The sequence below is a fragment of the Mycetocola sp. Y442 genome (assembly GCF_056898615.1).
Genome location: NZ_JBXHBV010000002.1, coordinates 1,026,080 through 1,045,918 on the forward strand (window position 1 = coordinate 1,026,080; position 19,839 = coordinate 1,045,918).

The following is a 19,839-nucleotide window of genomic DNA, read 5'->3' on the forward strand; positions in this document are numbered from 1 at the left end:
AGCGCTATCTGACTTTCTTTATCGGGAAAATCACGAGAGCACCGATGATCGCGGCGACAGCACAGACGGTGAACCACAACCCGTAGTTGCTGCCGGTTGGATCACCGACGTAAACGAGGATGCCGCCAATCAGCGGGGCAATCGTCTGCGGGAGCGCGTTGGCGATGTTGAACACACCGAGGTCCTTCCCTGAGTCATCAGGGTTGGGTAGCACGTCGACAACCAGTGCGAGGTCGACGCCAACGTACATGCCGTAGGCGACTCCCAGAATGGCCTCGAGAATGAAGAACGTACCGACGTCATCCACGAAGATCAGGGCGAACGTGCCGATGGCGAAGAGCGCCGTTGAGCTCCAGACGAACACCTTGCGTCGGCCGATTTTGTCGGAGAGCCAGCCCGCGAAATAGCTCACAGCGACGAGCGCGACGGTGTAGATGAGCACACTGGTCGAGATCACGGCGGGGACATCTTCTTCCTCGACCCCGATGTGGTTGAGCAGGTAGAAGAACCGGAAGGTAGTGAAGCCGAAGCTCGCGAAGGTGATGAGGAATCGTGACCACCAGGCCAGTCCGTAGTCGGGGTACCTCGCCGGGCTGACCCAGAACGTCTCGGCCCAGTCGCGCAACGATGCGCGCGGTGGGTGAACCGGGAGCACCTTGTCTGGCAGGACGAAAGCGAAGATGACCATCACGATGATCGCCAGAACGGACGGTCCCACAAACATGATGATCAGCTGGTCGGCGAACCACTCGGCGACGTAGGTGCCACCCAGGATGCCGACGTTCTGCGCGATGCCCAGCGCCGCGGCGATCTTGCCCCGCTGGAACTTGGGCACCTGGTCGGCAATTGTCGCAATGAACGGTGCCAGCGTCATGTTGGCACCCAGCTGGGCGATTGACCAGCCCACCGTCGCGATGAGCAGGCTCGGTGCCAGTGCCATGATGACGAAGGCCAGGGTCATGATGACGGTGCCGCTGACGACCCAGATTCGACGGCGCCCCAGCTTGCTGGTCGTACGGTCGGACAGGCGTCCGAAGATCACGTTGGCAACGGTGGCGAAGAGCGCTCCGAAGCCACCGAGTACGGCTGCCGCTCCGGTTGCGCCGTTCTCGGGGATTGCGCCCGCCGCCACGAGCGACTGGATTTTGATCCCGATTCCGACGATCGCCGGGCCGAGAAGTGCGATGAAGAAGAACAGCTGCGCGAGGAGCAGCCAGAGCACATAGCTTTTCTTGGCTGGCTCCGTCGGTTCAGGTATCCAGTGGTGCTCCCGTACGACCGTTGTCGCCGTCGTCATGCGCGACGGCATGCCCGCTGCGGACCCGCTCGATGTCGACATACCTGCCCCCTTTGGCCGGTTGGGTGGGGAACCGGTCGCTGGAGGACACGGATCCTTGTCTGTGGAAATGTAGCCCTATAGAGTTGCGAATCGCAAGCACGATCTCCGTGCCGATCCGAACCGGCAGCGTTGCCGGTTCGGCCGACGGAAGGGCTCTTTCATGGACGACCTCTCTGACCTCACCCTCGGGGAGAAGGCATCGCTCACCAGCGGAGCGGACTTCTGGAGAACCAAGGCAGTTGACCGAGCTGGCATCCCCTCGGTCATGCTGACCGACGGCCCGCACGGTCTCCGCAAACAGGCCGGTGACACCGATCACCTGGGGTTGGCGGCGAGCGTACCCGCGACCTGCTTTCCGCCGGCGGTGGGGTTGGGCGCGTCCTGGGACGTCGACGCGGCCGAGCGCGTCGGGGAGGCTCTCGGTGTGGAGTCGGCCATTGAGGACGTCGCGGTTCTTCTCGGCCCTGGCATCAACATCAAACGCTCCCCGTTGTGCGGCCGAAACTTTGAGTATTTTTCGGAAGATCCGATAGTTTCCGGCGTGATGGCATCCGCTCTCGTTCGTGGAATCCAGTCACAGGGTGTCGGTGCTTCGCTCAAACACTTCGCCGCGAATAACCAGGAGACGGATCGGCTTCGTGTGTCGAGTGACGTCGATCCTCGCCCGTTGCGCGAGATTTACCTGCGTGGTTTCGAGCGGGTGGTGCGCGACGCGCAGCCGTGGACCGTCATGTGCTCGTACAACAGGATCAACGGCGTGTACACCTCGGAAGATCCCTGGCTGCTGACGACTGTGTTGCGCGACGAATGGGGCTTCGAAGGACTCGTCGTGTCTGACTGGGGCGCGGTGAACAACAGGGTCGCGGGTGTCGCGGCGGGTCTGGACCTGGAAATGCCGTCGAGTGGCGGTCGAACCGACGCGCAGGTGGTCGATGCGGTGCAGAACGGCTCGCTCCCGGAGGATGCACTCGATCGGGTTGCCCGTCGGGTCGTGAATCTGGTGCGCAAGGCGCAGGCACGTCCGGCCGCGCCCGGTCCGCTGGACGTCGACGCCCACCACGCGCTCGCACGTGAGGTTGCCGGCAGGTGCCTGGTGCTGCTGAAGAATGACGATGAGGTGCTGCCGCTGGCGCGCGACGCCAGGATCGCGGTGATCGGTGAGTTCGCGCGGACGCCCCGGTATCAGGGCGCGGGATCATCGCAGATCAACCCGACCCGTCTCGACAACGCGCTGGATGCGATCCGCGCCGAAGCGACCGCCGACGTGGTGTTCGCTCCCGGTTTCACGCTCGACGGCAGTGGGGACACCGACGCGCTTCGAACGGATGCCGTTGCGGCGGCATCCGAATGCGACGTCGCCGTTGTCTTCCTCGGGGTTCCGGCCGACGAAGAGTCAGAGGGGTTCGACCGCCAGCATATGGAGCTCCCCACCGATCAGCTGCGCCTCATCGACGCCGTCGCGGCGGCCAATCGAAACACCGTCGTGGTGCTTTCCAACGGCGGAGCGGTCACGCTGCCGTTCGCCGGTTCCGTGCCGGCGATTCTGGAGGGATGGCTGCTCGGCCAGGCCGGTGGATCTGCGACGGCTGACGTCTTATTCGGCACCGTCAATCCCTCCGGCAAACTCACCGAGACGATCCCGCTGCGGCTGGAGGACACCCCCTCCTTCGGTAACTTTCCCGGTGAGCACGGGCACGTGCGCTACGGCGAGGGCCTCCTGGTGGGGTATCGGTGGTACGACGACGCACGAGCAGATGTGGCGTTCCCCTTCGGTCATGGTCTGTCGTACACGCGCTTCGAGTACGGCGACGTGTCCGCGACCGTGGGCGCCGACGGCGACATCGTGGTCACCGTGCCGGTGACGAACACCGGGTCGGTGGCCGGTCGGGAAGTCGTTCAGGTTTACACCTCGCTGCCCTCATCGACGGTCCAGCGGCCGCCACGCGAGTTGAAGGGCTTTGCTGTGGTGTCCCTTGAGCCGGGGGAGACGGCCGAGGCCGTTGTCGTCGTGCGTCGCGACGAGCTGGCCTACTGGGACGTCCGAATCGACCGCTGGGTTGTCGAGCGCGGTTCGTACGGTATCGAGGTCGGCACCTCGAGCCGCGATATCCGCACAACTACCGCGCTCGAGCTCGACGGCGACGACGTCGTACTCCCGCTCTCGCTCGAGTCGTCGTTCGAGGAGGTCCTGGCACACCCGGTGGCTGGCCCCATGCTGACGGAAGCGCTTGAGTCTCGTCCGGGAGGGGTCCCGCCCGAGCTGGTCCAGCTGCTGGGCAATTTCCCCGTTGGACGACTCGACGGTTTTCCGCTGCCTCGCCGGGACATGGAGGTCATCATCGACGACGCGGCGTCACGAAAAGAGCACCGCGGTTAAGAGTCTGTTTCGGTCTGATTTCCTGGCCGGTTTCGGCCGATTCGCGCCGATAGGTTTGCAGCGCTCCTTGTTGGACCGACAGTTGTACGTCGAGTGAACGGACCGGCGAGGTGCGCAACCCCGTCCCATTCACACAGGAGCAGCTTGCCCAGATCAGCGCGCCCGTGGAGAAGTGTGGCAATAGCCACCGCTCTCTGCCTTGCAGCAACCCCCGTATTCATTTCCCCACCCGCCTTCGCCGTCACAGCGACATCTCCGGTCATCGCCCAGGGCGACGACTGGTCCGTCACCACGGTTCCCGGTGGCTATCAGGTCGATAAAACTCTGTCAGTACCCCTCGAGATCCGGGCGGATGCCGCCACCCTGTGGGCTGACGGAATCGAACTCGGTATCGCGACCGAGTCGCTCGACGGCCTTACGCTCACCGTCACGACGTCGGACCCGATGGTGACCACCGCCTCTGATATCAGCCAGGGCTGGAGCGGGGCCGGCGACCCGACCGTCGACATCCCCGAGAAGCGCTCGCGGCTGCGCGCTGTCGAACCACCGGCCCGCGATGTTGCTGTCCTCGCCGATGACCCAGCGGCAGTCGGCCCGTATGCCGTCGCACGCTACGACTACGACCTCGGAGACGAGGCAGTCGAGATTCGGGACTTTGACCGGAAGGGCGAGATGCGTGCGGCTGTGTTCATGCCGACCGGCGCAACGGGCGAGCGCCCGGTCGTCGTGTTCCTTCACGGGCGCCACACCTCCTGTGCCGGCGGGGCCCGTAACCCGCTTGCGTGGCCGTGCAACCCCGACCAGGTCGATGTCGAAAGCTACCTCGGATACAACGACGCGGCCGCCATCCTCGCCAGCCAGGGTTACGCCGTCGTCTCGATTTCAGCGAACGCCATCAACGCCCTCGACGGCTCCCTCGCGGATGACACCGGTGCGGCAGCCCGCGGACAGCTGGTCCTCGACCACCTCGCGCTCCTGCGCCAGGCGAATGCGGGCGCAGACGTCGGCCTCAGCGCTGCGCTTGCCGGTCAGCTCGACCTCGACAATGTTGGCCTGATGGGCCACTCCCGCGGTGGTGAGGGCGTGATGCGTGCAGCTGTGCTCAACGCAGAACTCGAGCAGCCGTTCGGCATCACCGGTGTGCTGCCCCTTGCCCCGACGGACTACACCCGGATCACCGTTCCCGGCATCCCGACAGCCACGATCCTGCCCTACTGTGACGGCGACGTCGAAGACCAGATGGGCCAGAAGTACATCGACGACTCTCGTCACGCCTATGGCGATGACGTGCTCCGTTCGTCTGTTCTCGTGATGGGAACGAATCACAACTACTTCAACACGGCATGGACCCCGGGCAAGTACCCCGTCGCGACAAGTGACGACTGGGCGATCATGGACAGGAACCAGACCGACCCGACCTGTGGCGCGAGCGCTCCGACCCGGTTGAACGCCGACGAGCAATACGCATTCGGCAACGCGTACATCGCTGCGTTCTTCCGTCTGACCGGCGGTGGTGACGAGCAGTTCCTCCCGATGTTTGACGGTAGCGACGCGAAGCCGCTGTCGGCAGGCCGTGCCGATGTTCGAGTGAGCGCAACTCTCCCCTCGTCGGCGCGTTTCGACATCAACAACTTCACAGCTCCCGACACAACGGTGCGGGTGACGGGTGCGGGCACGTACGCCGTCTGCGAGAGCCTCAGCCCGGTGGATGTTCCTGGCGTGCTTCCGTACTGCATCACCAGGCTTGAGTTCGCCCAGGCGCCGGACTGGAGCACCACCGGTTCGAACGGCAAGGCCAACTCGGTTCCGTCCACGACGGCGATGCACTTCTCGTACACAGAACCAGTTCGAGAATCGGATGCCGCTGGCGAGCTTCGCGTGCGGGTGCCCGGTGGCTCCGTGAATGCCTCCGCGTACGAAAATCTGTCGTTCCGGGTGAGTCCGGATGACACGGTGACTGGTTCGACGGAGGTCACGGTCACTCTTCTCGATGGTTCCGGAGGCTCCGCGTCGGTGACGGCATCCGAATTCGGAGACGCGCTTACCGTGCTTCCCGGTTCGGCAAACCCTCTCCGTAAGGCACTGCTGCAGCAGATCGCGGTTCCGGTCGCGGCATTCGACGGCGTCGACCTCTCTGATGTTCGGGAAGTTCGCTTCACCGGTGCGCGGGCCGACGGGGGAGTTCTGCTCTCCGACCTCGCCTTCCTCGCCGCACCCGGCGTGGGAAGCGTTGAACTCTCGACCCGTCCGGTCGCTTCGGTGCCGGAGGTGACCGTTGATGAAGGAAATGGCATCGGATCGGTGAGCGTGCCGGTCGTGTTGTCGAAGCCTGCCGAGACCGCGTCGACGATGTACTTCACGGCGCTGGGCTCGGGTGTCGGACGCGTCGGGACAGCGATGCAAAAAGTGGAATTCTCGCCCGGCGAGATCTGCAAGGCTGTCACGATCACCATCGAGGGCGACCGCGCGGCGAGCACCGCAGCGAGTGCGTCGTACGTCACGAACGTGTCGAACACGCAGGGTGGTGCGACGATTGGCGATGCTTTCGGTGCCATTGTCCTGCGCGAAGACGACGGCGTCGTCGATCGCAACGGTGTCGCTGGGGCGTCTCTGCCAGAGGTGGGTGTGCAGGGCGATGCCTGTGAAGAGGCACTCGCTGAACTCGGGACTCTCGAGGTTTCGCCCGCTGCCGGTCCCGCTGGCACCACAGTCACGGTAACCGGTGACGGGTTCCGTACCGGGGAGACGGTGGACCTGGTGTTCCACTCGGAACCTGTGACAGTTGGCTCGGTTGTCAGCCCTGACGGTTCAGTGTCGTTCGAGGTCGCGATTCCCGCTGGCGCGGAGTTTGGCGCCCACGAGTTCGTGGCCACCGGTTTCGGCTCGGGCTATTCGCAGGCGGCTGAGTTCGAGGTTCTCGATCCGGCAGCGGTTGTTCCGCCGAGCGGTGAAGAGCCGACCGTCGGTGAACCCGGTGCGGCGATCCCGGTCGTGGACGGTCCCGTGGTCGAACAACCGACCGACGAGGCGGGTACCTCTGCAGGCACCGACGACGACCTGGCCCACACCGGCGCGTCGGTTGTGGGTTGGGTGACGGTCGCCGTTGTACTCCTCGGACTCGGTGCAGCACTGATGGTTCGCCGCCGCAGGGTCGCCGAGTAGCGGAACGATGAACGCCGGTGCGCCCAGTGGTGCGCACCGGCGTTCTGTCGCGCTCGGGGTCAAAAGGTGAACACTTCACCCCCTGCATCCGGTGGACGAATTCGGCGAAGATGATGGCATGACCGATCGCAGCACCGCGAAGCGCATCAGCACGTACTCCAGGGAAGGCCTCACCTTCGACGTGGCCGACAGCGGCCCGCTGGACGGGTCGACCGTCGTGCTGTTGCACGGGTTCCCAGCCAACCGGCACTCGTTCGACGGCGTCGTGCCGATCCTGAACGCGGCTGGGCTCCGGACGCTGGCCCCGGATCAGCGCGGATATTCCGATGGAGCTCGTCCGCGGCGGCGACGGGACTACCGCGCCGTGGAGCTCCAGCGCGATGTCCTCGCGTTGCTGGACGCCGCTGGAGTCGAGCGCGTCCAGCTCGTTGGGCACGACTGGGGTGGTGCGATCGCCTGGCAACTGGGAGTGGCGGCGCCGGAGCGGCTCACCGGCCTCACTGTTCTGTCGACACCGCATCCGGCCGCGCTGGTTCGTTCGCTTGTGACATCCGCCCAGTTGTACCGGTCCTTCTACATTCTCGTATTCCAACTGCCCGTTTTGCCCGAGGCTCTGCTGCGCGGACGCCTTGCCGCGCTGCTGCGACGGATGGGGCTGAACCCCTCTTCTGCGGATGAATATGGAAGGTTCATGTCGAAGCGGGGGCGGCTCACCGGAGGGCTCAACTGGTACCGGGGAATGTGGCTACCGGACCGGGACGCACCCCGCGCCCGGGCAGTGACGGTGCCGACCACGTATGTCTGGGGTAACGGCGATCAGGCCCTTGGACGTCGCGCTGCCGAACTCAGCGGGTCGTTCGTGCGGGCCAGGTACCGGTTTCTGGAGGTGGAGGAGAACCACTGGCTGCCCGAGAACGCGCCGGAGCTCGTTGCCCGCCAGATCATCGCCGACGTGTTGCCATGATCTGATGCGCCCGGGTCGACCTTCGTCGACAACCCCAGCGCGCCACTAGCCTCGGTTGTCGTTCGTTCTTACGATGGATCCGTTGCCGAGGAGGTCTTCTGATGCGCACTGTGACGTATTCGATGGGGGTGTCGCTCGACGGCTATGTCGTGGACCCGGACGGCGACCTCGACTGGGGCGCTCCCGATGACGAAGTTTTCAGCTTCATCATCGACGAGATCCGCGGGGTGGACGTTCATCTCCTGGGCCGACGGCTCTACGAGACGATGGTGTACTGGGAGACCGCAGATCAGGACTCCTCGCTCGACGACGCAAGCCTCACGTGGGCGGCACTGTGGAAGACCCTGCCCAAGGTGGTCTTCTCCACCACCTTGACGGAGGTGCAGGGCAATACCCGGCTGGCGTCTGGCGGGCTGGCCGAGGAGATCGAGCGGCTGCGCGCCGAGGGCGATGGCGAGATTGCGATCGGCGGCCCGACTCTCGCCGCGGCCGCAGCCGAGCTGGGCCTGATCGATGAATATCGCGTCAGGATCTCTCCGGTGTTGCTGGGCGGCGGCATCCCGTTCTTCCCGCACGAGGAGAGGCGCGCGGATCTCGAACTCGTCGAGACGCGGACGTTCTCATCAGGAGTTATCTACGCCCGGTATCGCGTGACGCGATAACCGCGGAGGAGGTCAGTCATCGACGGCGGGTGTACTGTCTGCGATCTGGGCAAGTGCGGCGAGGTGGCCTTCGAGAGCGCCGCGTCCGTTGGCGGTCAGTGACACCCAGGTCAGCCGCCGCGAGTCGGTTCTCTCGGGTGAGCTCTCCTTGCGCACCGAGATGAGTCCCGCTTCGCTGAGCACCTTGAGGTTTTTCGACAGGTTGGCATCGTTCAGTTCGAGTGTGTCGCGGATCACGGCAAACTCCAGCTCGGTGGTGCGCCGCATCAACGCGCAGATGCGCAAACGTACCGGCGAATGGATCACGTCGTTGAAGGCTGGGGGAGTAGGAGCCGTCATGCGTCTCTACTGTCCCTGCCAGCAATCTCGCTGCGGAGCGCATCGTCGTAACGGCGGCCGAGCACGACAGTGGCAACGAAGGCAAGTGCGGCCGGCGCCAATACCCACCCTTGGGCGAGCCCGCCAAGCTTGATCATCAACCCGCCGATCATCGCCAGCACGAGAACGCTGAACGTGACGATGAGGAGGCGTTTGCTGCGCGGGCCCGCGGGTTGGCTGAGCGAGACGCCGTAGCGCCGGGTGTATGTCGTGGTGAGCACAGGGAGTGCGACTATTCCGAGCACGACGACGGCGCTCGCCGCTGCTGGCGGAAGCGCCTGCGAGGCGACAAACAGGGCCACGATGCCTCCCAGCACCACGTGGTACCACCACGGAGTCACAACCTGTTGCGCGAGCCGCGAACCATCTGCCTCGAGTGCGGAGAGAACATCGCGTGCTTGTGAGGGGGAGGGGGCGGGGACTCGACCAGCTGAGTCATCGCCTGTGAAGTGATTTTCCATGTGGGCAACTCTATAGGTTACTTGCGCACTTGGAAAGAGACTTGTTCTTTTCCGCGCTATCCCGTCACAAGGGGCGTGCCATGACGCTGTCGTAGGTCTTCCCTGGCCAATGGATGGTGTCGACCGGGGTGAACCCCCACGAACCATAGAGCCGAACGAGGTGTTCTGCTGGGACAGCGGTGTCGACGAGAATCACTCGAGGGTGAGCGTGCGGGTCTCGTCCGAATCCTCGTAGCTGACATCGATTGTGACTGTGGTGCGTGTTACCTCGTCTGGCAGTTCGAACTCATGAGTTGTCGGCGCGATATCAGCGGTGCAGACTTCGTTCGGCGACGGCGCAAACGTTACGGCGATCTGATCCGTGCCCTCAGCGGTAAGGGCGGATGCGGCGGGCGGACACGTTGAACTGCCCCAGGTAACGATGGCGAACGTTTCGCCGCGTTCGAGCCAGGTCGCGGCGATTGTGGTGTCCGTTGGGTCGACGTCGAAGCCGTCCGGAACACCCGGTCGCACGTCCTGTGCGACATCGTTCCCTCCGCAACCGGTCAACAAGCACACGGCGAGTAGGGCTCCCAGGCTGACGGAGCCAGCGCGCGTATTGATCACAAGTTCATTATCGACGGGGCGGCGGGACCGTCCACTGATCGTTACGTCATCGAAGCCGGGCCTGGCGAGCGTGGGCAGCGCCGCCGGTGGGCGTCGGAACTCTAGCGTCCTCCCGCCACGTCCAGAATGCTCCCCGTGGTGTAGCTGGCATCGTCACTGAGCAGCCAAACGATCGCCGCTGCGACTTCCACCGGATCGCCGGGTCGCTGCATCGGGATGGTGTGCGCCAGGTCCTTTGCTCGATCAGGACGACCGTTCCGACCGTGCAGTTCCGTGTCGATGACTCCAGGTCGAACGACGTTCACGCGGATGCCTTCAGCGGCAACTTCACGAGCGAGGCCAACGCCGAGAGTGTCGATCGCGCCCTTTGATGCGGCGTAATCCACGTACTCGCCTGGCGCCCCAAGCCGACTCGCCGCTGAAGAGACCAGAACGATGCCTCCACCCGCGCCCCCGCGGAGTGTGGACATCCGTCGCACCGCATGTCCACAAGCAAGCAGAGGCCCCGCCACGTTGACCGCGAGTATTTCTGCGACGCGTGAAGCGGTGAGCTCATCCACTCTCGACTGAGTGGCGGCGATTCCGGCGTTAGCGACGAACGCCGTAACGGTGCCGAGCTTGTCTGCGGCCTCGAAGATCGCCGCTATGTCATTTTCGTCCGCCATGTCTGCGCGGATGGAGGATGCGAGCCCGCCTGCGGTTCGAATCGTCTCGACAACTTTGCCCGCTGCTTGCTCATCACTCTGAAAAGTGGCGAGCACTGACCAGCCGGCACGTGCCGCGGCGATCGCGGTGGCGGATCCGATTCCACGGCTCCCGCCAGTTATTACTGCGACGCCGCGTGCCCCTGGTTCTGTGTTCATCCCGCAAGTATGCACCGAAGCCGAAGGTCACCCGTCGAGAAACGCTTGCGCGGGTCTCACCAGCCGACGGGACCTCACCGCGCAGCGCGCAGGGTCGACTGTGCGAAGTAGCAGCGTCAGAGCTTTCCGTAGAAGCGTCCCTGGTCAATGTCTCGTTGAGCATCTCGTAGCGCCTGAGCGATTTCGGGATCGCTTCCTTGTAGGTCTCTCACCTTGCGATCAATCGAAGCACGACGTGAGACTGCGCCCGTCGCTAGTCCGACTATCGCAAGGCCCACGATTGCGACCCACAACATGACGTCCCCCAATTTCAGTCACACCGGTTCAACCAAAGTTCCTGAGCAGTACAGCTAGCGCAGCCTAACGGTGCACTTCGTCCGGGGACAAGCATTCATGGGGTTCGCCCAGACTAGGTCTGAATCTCAGAGCGCAATTCCTTCTTCAACTGTTCGCGCCAGCTCGTGCGGGGCGGTCACATGCGCGATGTGATCGTGCCCCTTCAAGATCACGACAGATTGGAGTCCCAGAGCCTCTTGATAGAAGTCAACGCCAGGCCCATAAGGGTGGCGATGTCTGCTGGTTTCGCCCGCAACCAGCATGGTCGGACCGTCCAGGTGGCAAGAGCTGTGAATTCGTATCTCGTGATCGCGTCTAACTCGGCCCAGGCAGGCGCGGCAAGTTCTCTCAGCCGCGGCCATGCAGGGCCGGACCGCAACGACGCGACGTGCTCTCGGCTGTAGCCGGAGAGATCGACATTGATGATCTCAACGGCGGCATCAAAATCACCAGCGGTAATGGCCGAAGACAGGAGTGAAAGAACTTCGGTACCAAAGGGCCGAACGACTGGCTCGTACAGCACAAGGGAGCGAATATCGGCGCCTTGCCGCACCGCTTCGACCGCGATGAGGCCGCCGAAGCTGTGGCCGATCACGTCGACCGGGCCGTCAAGTGTTGAGAGCCACAGAAGCAAGTCCTCGACCTCCCTCTCGACGCCATAGTCCGGGGCAAGTGGGGCGCTGGGTGTGCGTCCGCGCCGGTTGACTATCAGGGCAGGGCGCCCGGGAGCGATCAGCTCAACCACTGGCATCCATGCAGCAGCGTCTGCCATAACACCGTGGACGAGCACAATCGGGATGCCGCTCCCTCGCCGAGCAACAGCAGTAAGAAATCCGTGGCCAGAGTCGACAGTCACTTCGGTGAGTTCGTGGAGTGTGTCGGTCTCATTCATCCAAGGGCCGGAGTTCGTCGTTGTTCACGGGAAAGGACACTACGTAGTAGACCTGGGTCGCGTTCATGTCTCCCCAGTCATCTTTTTTTACGCGGATTGCGTCAGGTGACACCTCGGCGATCCGCACTCGTAGCCAGGAGCCGTCGTCCAGCCGAAACTCATGCGGGTCGGCGAGGTAGCCCAGTCCCAGCTCGTCGAGAGTCTCCTCTGCGCGTATCCAGTCCACCACCCCTGTCCGTCGACGCCCCAACAGGTCGATCGCGACGAATCCCTCACCGAGGGGTTTCATCCAGCCCACCCGCTCCCCGTCGAGCGAGCGTCGATGTTCGATCCAGTCCGCGTCCACGCCTCTAGGGTATCGACCCGCACACACTAGTGGCCCAGATTACGGTCGCCTTCGACAGTTCTCCGCGGGACAGTCTCCCTACATGGCCTCGGGAAGTCGACCGCGAGCGTCGCTGGCCCATACGCATCGCTGCTGGACGCGGGGCGGTCCGAACGCGGTATTGAACCGGAAGGCGGTTAAGTGACGGCCCTCAGTATGCTTGCGGCAGGACCCCCCAACTTCACTTTCGACCAACGAGGACTAAAGACCGAAATCGACGAGCTGCTGGGCTTCGTCCATGCGCAAGCGCCACTCCAATCGGAAGCACTTTTCGACCCAGGGAGCAGCCAACCGGGATTCGACTTGGTATGGAACCCGCTTTTACGACGCGTGCCGCAATAACGGCTCCGAAATAATCACCATGGACGCGCCATGAGACCGCTGCCAGCTCGCATCCGAAATATTGCCACGAACGTTGAGGCGTGACGCAGTCGCCGGTGGCTTACACGTCCCGTCCGGGTGAGCGAGACAGATCAGCTGGCTGGGTCGGTCAGAATCACCTGATAGAGATTGTGGTCTTGCCATGTCCCCGCGATTTGCAGATAGCGCGGCGCCATACCGATTTGTTGGAAGCCGGCTTTCAGGAGCACACGCTGCGAGCCGACGTTGTGCAGAAGGGTGCTCGCTTCGATGCGGTGCAATCCGAGTTCGTCGCGCGCCGTCTGGACGATCGCCTGGACCGCAGCTGACGCCAGCCCGCGACCTGCGTACTCCTTGTCGACCCAATAACCCAAGCCACCGTTCTGAAAGGCCCGCGCACGATTCCGGCCAGGTTGAATCGACCAACGATGGCGTCGCCAACAAACAAGCCGTAGGGATAGGCTTCTCCGGCTTCGTTCGCAGCAAGTCGTGCGGCAATATCGGTGGCCTGCCAGGCCGTGGTGTAGTACTCCTCGGGGCGCACCGGTTCCCAGGCGGAAAGATAGGCACGATTGCGTCGATATGCATCCGCAAGGGCTGTCGCGTCGTTCTGGCGCAGCAGTCTCATGCTGACGTCTCGGTCAAGCTGGCGCGGTCTAGTCACAATCAAACGCTAGTCGCTCGCGGAGGGGCGATATTCACATGCACCCGCCACCTACGCACAGCTGGAATCCCATGGAATTCGAGACATCACGGTCGTTCTCAATGCCCGTGCAGATTGTCCGGACTCGGGCAGGGCACCGATCGCGGATGAACTCGTGACCCGATCCGCACGGTGAGCACTTCGCGCCCCACAGGGCTTTAGTCAAGGAGTAGAACCCGAGGCTGAGGCGGGCCTGCTACTCGCTCGTGAGCAAATTGCCGACGAGAGGGGGGGGCGAAAGGCACTGTTGAGGTTCCTCATGGCAAGAAAGGATTTCTCCATCGGATTCGATGCGCACAAAACCGTATGTCAGCGATCCATCTGGACCGCTGCAACACAAGGAAATGGAGCCGGACCAATGAGCACATCCCAGGCTGACGACAATCTGATCCCACAATTCGCCCGACCGGGAGAAGCCACAATCGCCGCCCGACACGTTATCCCGCAGCAGGAATCTCTGCCCGGAACAGCGAAACAAATCGTCGACGACGAAACAATGCTCGACGGAAACTCCCGATTGAATCTCGCCACATTCGTCAGCACCTGGATGGATGACGACGCCAAGCAGGTCTACGAAGCATCCTTCGATAAGAACATGATCGACAAGGACGAGTACCCGCAGACGGCGGCCATCGAGGACAACTGCTGGCACATGATCGCCAACCTCTGGAACGCGCCTGACGCGTCCCAGAGTATTGGCACCTCCACCATCGGATCGTCAGAGGCATGCATGCTCGGGGGTCTCGCCTTCAAACGACGCTGGCAGCAGGCACGGCGCGCAGCGGGTAAAGACACCGCGAAGCCGAATCTCGTCATGTCCTCCGCGGTACAGGTCTGTTGGGAGAAGTTCTGCAACTACTTCGACGTCGAACCCCGATTTGTGCCCATCACCGAGGAGCACAAGACACTCGACGGGCATGACCTTGAAAAATACATCGACGAGAACACCATCGGAGTCGTCGCCATCATGGGTGTCACCTACACCGGTATGTACGAGCCGGTCGCCGAGATCGCCAAGGCGCTCGACGACATTCAGGCCAAAACCGGGCTCGACGTCCCGATCCACGTCGACGGCGCTTCCGGAGCCATGATCGCACCGTTCCTTCAGCCGGACCTCCTCTGGGACTTCCGACTCGAGCGGGTGCACTCGATCAGCACGTCAGGCCACAAATACGGACTGGTCTTCCCAGGTCTGGGCTGGGTGGTGTGGCGCGAGTCAAAGTGGCTCCCAGAGGACCTCATCTTCCAGGTGAGCTATTTGGGTGGCAAGATGCCAACGTTTGCGCTCAACTTCTCGCGCCCCGGCGCCCAGGTTCTCCTGCAGTACTACATGTTCCTCCGGCTCGGGTTCGAAGGATACCGCGCCGTTCAGCAGGCATCGCAAAACGTCGCGAAGTTCCTTTCGGCGGGTATCGCGAAACTGGACGCTTTCGAACTGTGGAATGACGGCAGCGACATCCCGGTCTTCGCGTGGCGATTGAAAGAGGGACATACCTCGAACTGGAATCTCTACCACCTTCAGGACAGGCTGCGCATGAAGGGCTGGCTGGTTCCCGCTTATCCCATGCCAGACGATCTGACCGACCTCGTCGTGCAGCGCATCGTGGTGCGCAACGGGCTCAGCATGGATCTGGCCGAAGAGTTGCTTGAAGGCATCGAAACCGAGACCGCTTACCTCGACGCACTCGAGTCGCCGATGCCCGTTGAGGGCCCGCGTCCCGCGTTCCACCACTAGGAGCCGAACATGTCAACCAACGCGTCTGCACAAACGCCGGATGCCGCGGCCCACGCCGCATCCAACCATCCACTCACCTCACGGAAGGCCGTGACGACCTTCCTCGGCGTCGGCCAGCTCGCAATGCTCACGGTCGTTGTGGTGGCGAGCCTGCGCTCGCTGCCCGCGATGGCGGTCTACGGGCTCGGCAGCGTCACGCTCTACATCATCCCGGCGATCTTCTTCCTCATCCCGACCGCACTGGTGGCAGCGGAGCTCGCGACAGGATGGAAGGGCGGCGTCTTCGTCTGGGTGCGAGAGGCTTTCGGAGATCGGTGGGGGTTCACCGCCGTCTGGCTGCAATGGATCCAGAACGTGGTGTGGTACCCAACACAGATCGCGTTTATCGCGGCGGCCCTCGCATTCGTCTTCTTCGACCCGACGCTGTCCAGCTCAGGTTTGTACACCGCGATCGTGATCCTCGTGCTGTATTGGGGTTCAACACTGATCACCCTGCGCGGTGGAAACCTGTTCGCCAAACTGGGTTCGTGGGGAGGAATCCTCGGCACGCTGCTCCCGGCCGCACTGCTCATCGTGTTCGGGTTCATCTGGTTGGGAACCGGGGAGAAAAGCGAGGTCCCGCTTGACGCGTCGGCGATCATCCCGCCGTTCACCGGTATCGCGTCCATCGTGCTGATCGTGTCGAACATCCTCGCCTACGCCGGCATGGAGGTCAATGCGGTGCACGTGAACCAGATGAAGGACCCCGGGAAGGGATACCCCAAATCGATCCTGCTGGCATCCATCTTGATCCTGCTGGTATTCATCCTTCCGACGCTCGCAATCTCGATCGCGGTACCGGAAAAGGAACTGGGCCTCACCAACGGCATCATGTTGGCCTTCCAGGAATACTTCGATCACTGGGGAGTGAGCTGGGCGACGGCCATCGTGTCGGCGCTCATCGCTGCCGGTGCGCTGGCGTCGGTGATCACCTGGATCGCCGGCCCGTCGAAGGGCCTCCTCATCGCTGCCCAGTCCGGTCTTCTGCCACCAGCGCTGCAGAAGCGGAACAAGGCTGGCGTCCAGTCGGGCATCCTGATGCTCCAAGGCACCATCGTCACGATCCTCGCGGCGATCTTCGTTGTCGTACCCAACGTGAGTTCGGCATTCGTCGCGCTCGTAGACATGGCAGCGGCGCTGTACCTGATCATGTACATGCTGATGTTCGCCGCGGCGATCGTCCTTCGGCGTAAACGACCGAACGTCAAGCGCACCTACCGGGTACCGGCGATGAACCTCATCGCCGGGGTGGGATTCGTCGGGTGCCTCCTGGCATTCATCCTGGCGTTCATCCCCCCGTCAGGATTCAACGCTTTCCCTGCTGCGTCGTATCCATGGATCGTCGGGCTGGTCATCGTGCTGCTCGGTGCACCCCCACTCGTCTTCTATGCTCTTCGGAAGCCGAAGTGGGATCAGCGGACCGAGGCAGAGAAGGCCGCAAGTGGAGCGCACGAGGAGGATGACAACGATGCTCCCGCGCCACAGGCGGGAGCCACCACCACCTGACGTCATCGAGACCGCTCGAGGAAGGCCCTCGGCGTGCAGAGCTCTCTGCACGCCGAGGGCCTTCTGGGGCTCACGGCGCCGGACTGGGCGCATCTCGCATTGTCAGACCTTCGCATCCTCGTAGCTGTTCTCCTCGGATTATTGCTGAGTCAGCGCAAACGTCACGCCGCTCGTCGCCCCTAGAACGAGTTGCCCATCATTTCGGTACACACAGTGACGACTCCATGACGTGCTCGCCCGAACCATTCTCGTGCTGAGCCGTTTCAAACCTCATGGGTTTCGAGGCAGTTAGGTTACGAGACACAGGGACTTCGTGACGGTTCCCTCGAAGTGGCGGTTCAGCGCAGCTGTCTATAACGGCGCGGCGGGTCCCGGAAGCGGAACCTCGAACGGGCGTTCGGTGAGGTCGCCTCGAGCATGTGAAACGATTGAGGGATGACCGGCAGCAGCTCGATGGATCAGTCCCTCGCCGACACGTTCCGCATCGGTCCTGAGCAGCACGGCCATGATGCAGCGCTCGCGGCCGCGGGTATCTGGGCCCGCGCTATAGCACGCCGTGATCAACTCCCCGTCACTCCTTCCGCTGATGACAAACTGCCCGGCGTTGAGGGCGCACTGTCACAGGAAGGAGCACAGCTCCTTGTCGCCCGCAACGAGGAGGCGCCGATCGCGTTCGCAATCCTCATCCCACGCGTCGGGGTAGTGGAACTCATTTATCTGGCCGTGGATCCTCAAGCTTGGGGGCAGGGTGTCGCCGGACAGCTGCTCGACTTCATCCGGCGGCGAAGCGAGACAGCCGGGACACCACTCGAACTCTGGGTTATCGCTGACAACGATCGGGCCATCAGCTCCTACGAGCGGGCGGGGTGGACCAGGACGGCGAACGTGGAGGTGCGCAATTCCTCGGGACGACCCGAGCGGCGCTACACACTGGGTCACTAGCCGGACTGAGACATTTCCCCCGCGCGGCGGGCCACCTACACGATCATCAGACGCGCTTCCGCACCCGGTCAGCGAGACTATATATGGGTCGGAGACAGTCGAACTCACCGCGGAAGACGCTGCCGACTTTCTGTCGGCCATTGACTCGAGCACTCAGTCCTTCCGGAGGTTAGAGCCGGGTTTGCTCATTACGGTCTGGAGTTCCGTCCGTGACCGCGTTGGTCGGCATCCGCAATAGACGGACCTCCACCCAGACTCGCCAGAACCGGTCTCTCAAAAGTGTGGGTCCAACGCCGTTGTCTTTAGCGGCACGGCGACGCTGCGGGTCCCTTAGACAGAACCCTCAGTGCGAAACCCGTCCGACCTTTGCGCTCAAGGTGCCACGAGCGTTACCGCGCCGGCGCCTGTTTGACGCTCAATCATCGGGCACTATTGGCTGAAATCTAACGAAGCTCCATGCAGAGGAGCCGGGGCCTGTCTTCCCAGGACTCGACCGGGATAAAGCCGCGGGTGCGGTAGAGCCTCACTGCATCGTCTCGCCAATCCCAGACGGTTAGCCGGAGAGGACGAGTTTGCTGGTTGAGAACGGCATCGATCAAGGCTGAGCCAACCCTCAGGCCGCGCGCGCTTGGATCGACCCAAACGCGCTTGATCTCGGATGTTGTCATGTTCTGCTGGAGGACGACGACTCCCACCAGCGAACCCAACTCCGCGACGTAGACGACGGCGTTCTCGTACGCGCGCGCAGGATCGTCGACTTCGGCTCGGTACCGATCGGGAAGGCCTGCACCAACGTGGGCTTCGCCCAAATACAAGACTTTCTCGATTTCGGTCTGCCTCAAGTACGCCTCAACGAGGCGACTCACCGCGTCGTTGTCAGGCCCGGTGAGGTCGGCCGGACGGATGTTGATCGAATCCAGTTCGGTTTGCACCGCTTCATTCTCCTATTGAGAACCCGAGATGCCCGGATACCCCGCCCGCTGAAAATGCTCGCAGGGGTGTCATCTCTGCAAGACAGTCAGGTGTTCCGCGAACCTCCTAGGCGGGATCTTCGGTGGGACGCAAGTCGCTGCGAGGGATCACATCGGCGGCTTCGCCCAGAGGCCCGGTATGTTGACTCAGGGAGGCGAAAGCCCGCTCCAATGCGGACTCTCAGAAAGATGACCAACGTGCCCTGGAATCCTTCGTTGCCCGAGAATCGCATGTATCCGTCGCATCTTGCGGTGTTCGACAACACTGTCGGGCGTCTTTGGCGCGACGGAACACCGGTGGGCTATGTGTCGTTCTCGTTGGAGCAGGCTGTTACGCAGACGGGTGGAGCGCTTTGGTGGCGTAGGTACTCCGATCCGTACGACATTGTCTGGTACTTGGAATGGCTTTACCCCGACACTCCCGAAGAGCGGGTAGATGAGGGGCCGCTCAGCGCACCGACCGCAGAGGATGCGCACCCAGAGAAATGGCCGGTGAGTCCCTGGCGTTTGAACACCGATCCTCGCGCATCAGAAGAGTCCTTCGATAAAGCGCCTGTCATTTTGAGGGTCGAGTTTCTCACCGGCGATGAGCGCGACATGGCATGGGAGCGTTACGGGCAGGGCGACGAGTGAAGGCTCAGACAGCCGTCATCCCAGAACGCATCATTTCACGACGCCCTGACGCCGGACCGATAGCTGCAGCCTTCGGCTGCGGGGCGTAGCGAGGAGCGTCAAACTCCAAGCGCAAGCGAACTCGCTTCTCTGCCGCTGGGAGGAAGCCGCCGAGAACCATGCACAATGGGCCCCGCAGGACGGACACCTCCAACGGGTACTCGCGCGGAGGCTGGATGTTCCGCCACTCCCCAGTTGTGACGGTACCCGTTTGGCTGTCCCGACATTCAGCCCGATGACGGGGTCACGCGCACGAGCTCGAGCTCGTCGTCTCCTGTCTCGGAACCCTAGTGTTTGACCCGTGGTCTCATATCCATGGCGGAGCTTCCGAGCGACGTGACCTGGCTTGGGAACGTCGAATCCGGCGGCGGCCCGAGCCGAGCAGAAAGCCAAGGCGGCGTCGATGCGGGGGAGAAGTGTGACGCTGCTCGATGCCTCATCGGCACGCACCCACACCTGCACCGAGGCCCAACGATGAAGGATGGT

Annotated in this window: 17 protein-coding genes; 8 read left to right on the plus strand and 9 right to left on the minus strand. The window is 63.0% G+C overall.

The window, feature by feature from the left end; translation table 11 throughout:
- Window positions 1–4: 4 nt before the first annotated feature.
- Window positions 5–1,339: an MFS transporter gene (locus AC1X6S_RS11375; protein WP_483405841.1), complete on the minus strand. Its 1,335-nt coding sequence runs from the start codon at window positions 1,337–1,339 to the stop codon at window positions 5–7.
- Between the two features lie 160 nt (window positions 1,340–1,499).
- Here AC1X6S_RS11375 and AC1X6S_RS11380 point away from each other — a divergent pair, with 160 nt between their 5' ends.
- From AC1X6S_RS11380 to AC1X6S_RS11395, 4 genes are all read left to right on the plus strand, one after another.
- A complete protein-coding gene (locus tag AC1X6S_RS11380) occupies window positions 1,500–3,716 on the plus strand; it encodes a glycoside hydrolase family 3 C-terminal domain-containing protein (protein WP_483405842.1) in 2,217 nt (738 codons plus the stop codon).
- A 174-nt stretch (window positions 3,717–3,890) separates the two neighbouring features.
- Window positions 3,891–6,878, plus strand: coding sequence for an IPT/TIG domain-containing protein (locus tag AC1X6S_RS11385; protein WP_483405843.1), 2,988 nt, complete (start codon window positions 3,891–3,893; stop codon window positions 6,876–6,878).
- A gap of 118 nt (window positions 6,879–6,996) precedes the next feature.
- Window positions 6,997–7,842, plus strand: coding sequence for an alpha/beta fold hydrolase (locus AC1X6S_RS11390; protein ID WP_483405844.1), 846 nt, complete (start codon window positions 6,997–6,999; stop codon window positions 7,840–7,842).
- 101 nt (window positions 7,843–7,943) lie between these two features.
- Window positions 7,944–8,504 carry a dihydrofolate reductase family protein gene (locus tag AC1X6S_RS11395; RefSeq protein WP_483405845.1) on the plus strand — a complete coding sequence of 187 codons (561 nt, stop codon included), beginning with the start codon at window positions 7,944–7,946 and terminating at the stop codon, window positions 8,502–8,504.
- A gap of 12 nt (window positions 8,505–8,516) precedes the next feature.
- On the opposite strand, the gene AC1X6S_RS11400 is transcribed toward AC1X6S_RS11395, so the two are convergent.
- The 7 genes from AC1X6S_RS11400 to AC1X6S_RS11430 all read right to left on the minus strand — a co-directional run bounded on the left by AC1X6S_RS11400 (window position 8,517) and on the right by AC1X6S_RS11430 (window position 13,159).
- The gene (locus AC1X6S_RS11400; protein ID WP_483405846.1) at window positions 8,517–8,843 is read right to left on the minus strand and encodes a transcriptional regulator; all 327 of its coding nucleotides are present in this window, start codon (window positions 8,841–8,843) and stop codon (window positions 8,517–8,519) included.
- Window positions 8,840–9,343, minus strand: a complete 504-nt coding sequence (locus AC1X6S_RS11405; protein ID WP_483405847.1) for a hypothetical protein — start codon at window positions 9,341–9,343, stop codon at window positions 8,840–8,842. Before AC1X6S_RS11405 ends, AC1X6S_RS11400 begins: the two co-directional genes overlap by 4 nt.
- A 192-nt stretch (window positions 9,344–9,535) precedes the next feature.
- On the minus strand, window positions 9,536–9,949 hold the full coding sequence (locus AC1X6S_RS11410) for a hypothetical protein (protein ID WP_483405848.1): 414 nt from the start codon (window positions 9,947–9,949) through the stop codon (window positions 9,536–9,538).
- A gap of 101 nt (window positions 9,950–10,050) precedes the next feature.
- A complete protein-coding gene (locus tag AC1X6S_RS11415; RefSeq protein WP_483405849.1) occupies window positions 10,051–10,812 on the minus strand; it encodes an SDR family oxidoreductase in 762 nt (253 codons plus the stop codon).
- A 505-nt stretch (window positions 10,813–11,317) separates the two neighbouring features.
- Window positions 11,318–12,040, minus strand: coding sequence for an alpha/beta fold hydrolase (locus AC1X6S_RS11420; protein WP_483405850.1), 723 nt, complete (start codon window positions 12,038–12,040; stop codon window positions 11,318–11,320).
- On the minus strand, window positions 12,033–12,386 hold the full coding sequence (locus AC1X6S_RS11425) for a hypothetical protein (protein ID WP_483405851.1): 354 nt from the start codon (window positions 12,384–12,386) through the stop codon (window positions 12,033–12,035). Before AC1X6S_RS11425 ends, AC1X6S_RS11420 begins: the two co-directional genes overlap by 8 nt.
- Window positions 12,387–12,898: 512 nt before the next feature.
- A complete protein-coding gene (locus AC1X6S_RS11430) occupies window positions 12,899–13,159 on the minus strand; it encodes a GNAT family N-acetyltransferase (RefSeq protein ID WP_483405852.1) in 261 nt (86 codons plus the stop codon).
- A gap of 687 nt (window positions 13,160–13,846) precedes the next feature.
- Here AC1X6S_RS11430 and gad point away from each other — a divergent pair.
- The 3 genes from gad to AC1X6S_RS11445 all read left to right on the plus strand — a co-directional run bounded on the left by gad (window position 13,847) and on the right by AC1X6S_RS11445 (window position 17,710).
- Entirely contained in the window at window positions 13,847–15,223 is a 1,377-nt protein-coding gene (gad, locus tag AC1X6S_RS11435; RefSeq protein ID WP_483405853.1) for a glutamate decarboxylase, read from the plus strand.
- Window positions 15,224–15,232: 9 nt separating this feature from the next.
- Window positions 15,233–16,768 carry a glutamate/gamma-aminobutyrate antiporter GadC gene (gene gadC / locus AC1X6S_RS11440; RefSeq protein WP_483405854.1) on the plus strand — a complete coding sequence of 512 codons (1,536 nt, stop codon included), beginning with the start codon at window positions 15,233–15,235 and terminating at the stop codon, window positions 16,766–16,768.
- 435 nt (window positions 16,769–17,203) lie between these two features.
- Window positions 17,204–17,710: a GNAT family N-acetyltransferase gene (locus AC1X6S_RS11445; RefSeq protein WP_483405855.1), complete on the plus strand. Its 507-nt coding sequence runs from the start codon at window positions 17,204–17,206 to the stop codon at window positions 17,708–17,710.
- A 443-nt stretch (window positions 17,711–18,153) separates the two neighbouring features.
- Here the strand turns inward: AC1X6S_RS11445 and AC1X6S_RS11450 are convergent, their stop codons facing one another.
- On the minus strand, window positions 18,154–18,642 hold the full coding sequence (locus tag AC1X6S_RS11450) for a GNAT family N-acetyltransferase (RefSeq protein ID WP_483405856.1): 489 nt from the start codon (window positions 18,640–18,642) through the stop codon (window positions 18,154–18,156).
- A 228-nt stretch (window positions 18,643–18,870) separates the two neighbouring features.
- On the opposite strand from AC1X6S_RS11450, the gene AC1X6S_RS11455 reads away from it, so the two are divergent.
- Window positions 18,871–19,314 carry a hypothetical protein gene (locus AC1X6S_RS11455; RefSeq protein ID WP_483405857.1) on the plus strand — a complete coding sequence of 148 codons (444 nt, stop codon included), beginning with the start codon at window positions 18,871–18,873 and terminating at the stop codon, window positions 19,312–19,314.
- The last annotated feature ends 525 nt before the right edge of the window (window positions 19,315–19,839 follow it).

What these genes read in the sequence shown, in the direction of transcription:
- AC1X6S_RS11390 (WP_483405844.1), top strand. Translation starts at nt 6,997, where the DNA reads ATGACCGATCGCAGCACCGCGAAGCGCATCAGCACGTACTCCAGGGAA.
- AC1X6S_RS11380 (WP_483405842.1), top strand. Translation starts at nt 1,500, where the DNA reads ATGGACGACCTCTCTGACCTCACCCTCGGGGAGAAGGCATCGCTCACC.
- AC1X6S_RS11415 (WP_483405849.1), bottom strand. Translation starts at nt 10,812, where the DNA reads ATGAACACAGAACCAGGGGCACGCGGCGTCGCAGTAATAACTGGCGGG.
- gadC (WP_483405854.1), top strand. Translation starts at nt 15,233, where the DNA reads ATGTCAACCAACGCGTCTGCACAAACGCCGGATGCCGCGGCCCACGCC.
- AC1X6S_RS11405 (WP_483405847.1), bottom strand. Translation starts at nt 9,343, where the DNA reads ATGGAAAATCACTTCACAGGCGATGACTCAGCTGGTCGAGTCCCCGCC.
- gad (WP_483405853.1), top strand. Translation starts at nt 13,847, where the DNA reads ATGAGCACATCCCAGGCTGACGACAATCTGATCCCACAATTCGCCCGA.
- AC1X6S_RS11420 (WP_483405850.1), bottom strand. Translation starts at nt 12,040, where the DNA reads ATGAATGAGACCGACACACTCCACGAACTCACCGAAGTGACTGTCGAC.
- AC1X6S_RS11455 (WP_483405857.1), top strand. Translation starts at nt 18,871, where the DNA reads ATGACCAACGTGCCCTGGAATCCTTCGTTGCCCGAGAATCGCATGTAT.
- AC1X6S_RS11375 (WP_483405841.1), bottom strand. Translation starts at nt 1,339, where the DNA reads ATGTCGACATCGAGCGGGTCCGCAGCGGGCATGCCGTCGCGCATGACG.
- AC1X6S_RS11445 (WP_483405855.1), top strand. Translation starts at nt 17,204, where the DNA reads ATGACCGGCAGCAGCTCGATGGATCAGTCCCTCGCCGACACGTTCCGC.
- AC1X6S_RS11395 (WP_483405845.1), top strand. Translation starts at nt 7,944, where the DNA reads ATGCGCACTGTGACGTATTCGATGGGGGTGTCGCTCGACGGCTATGTC.
- AC1X6S_RS11400 (WP_483405846.1), bottom strand. Translation starts at nt 8,843, where the DNA reads ATGACGGCTCCTACTCCCCCAGCCTTCAACGACGTGATCCATTCGCCG.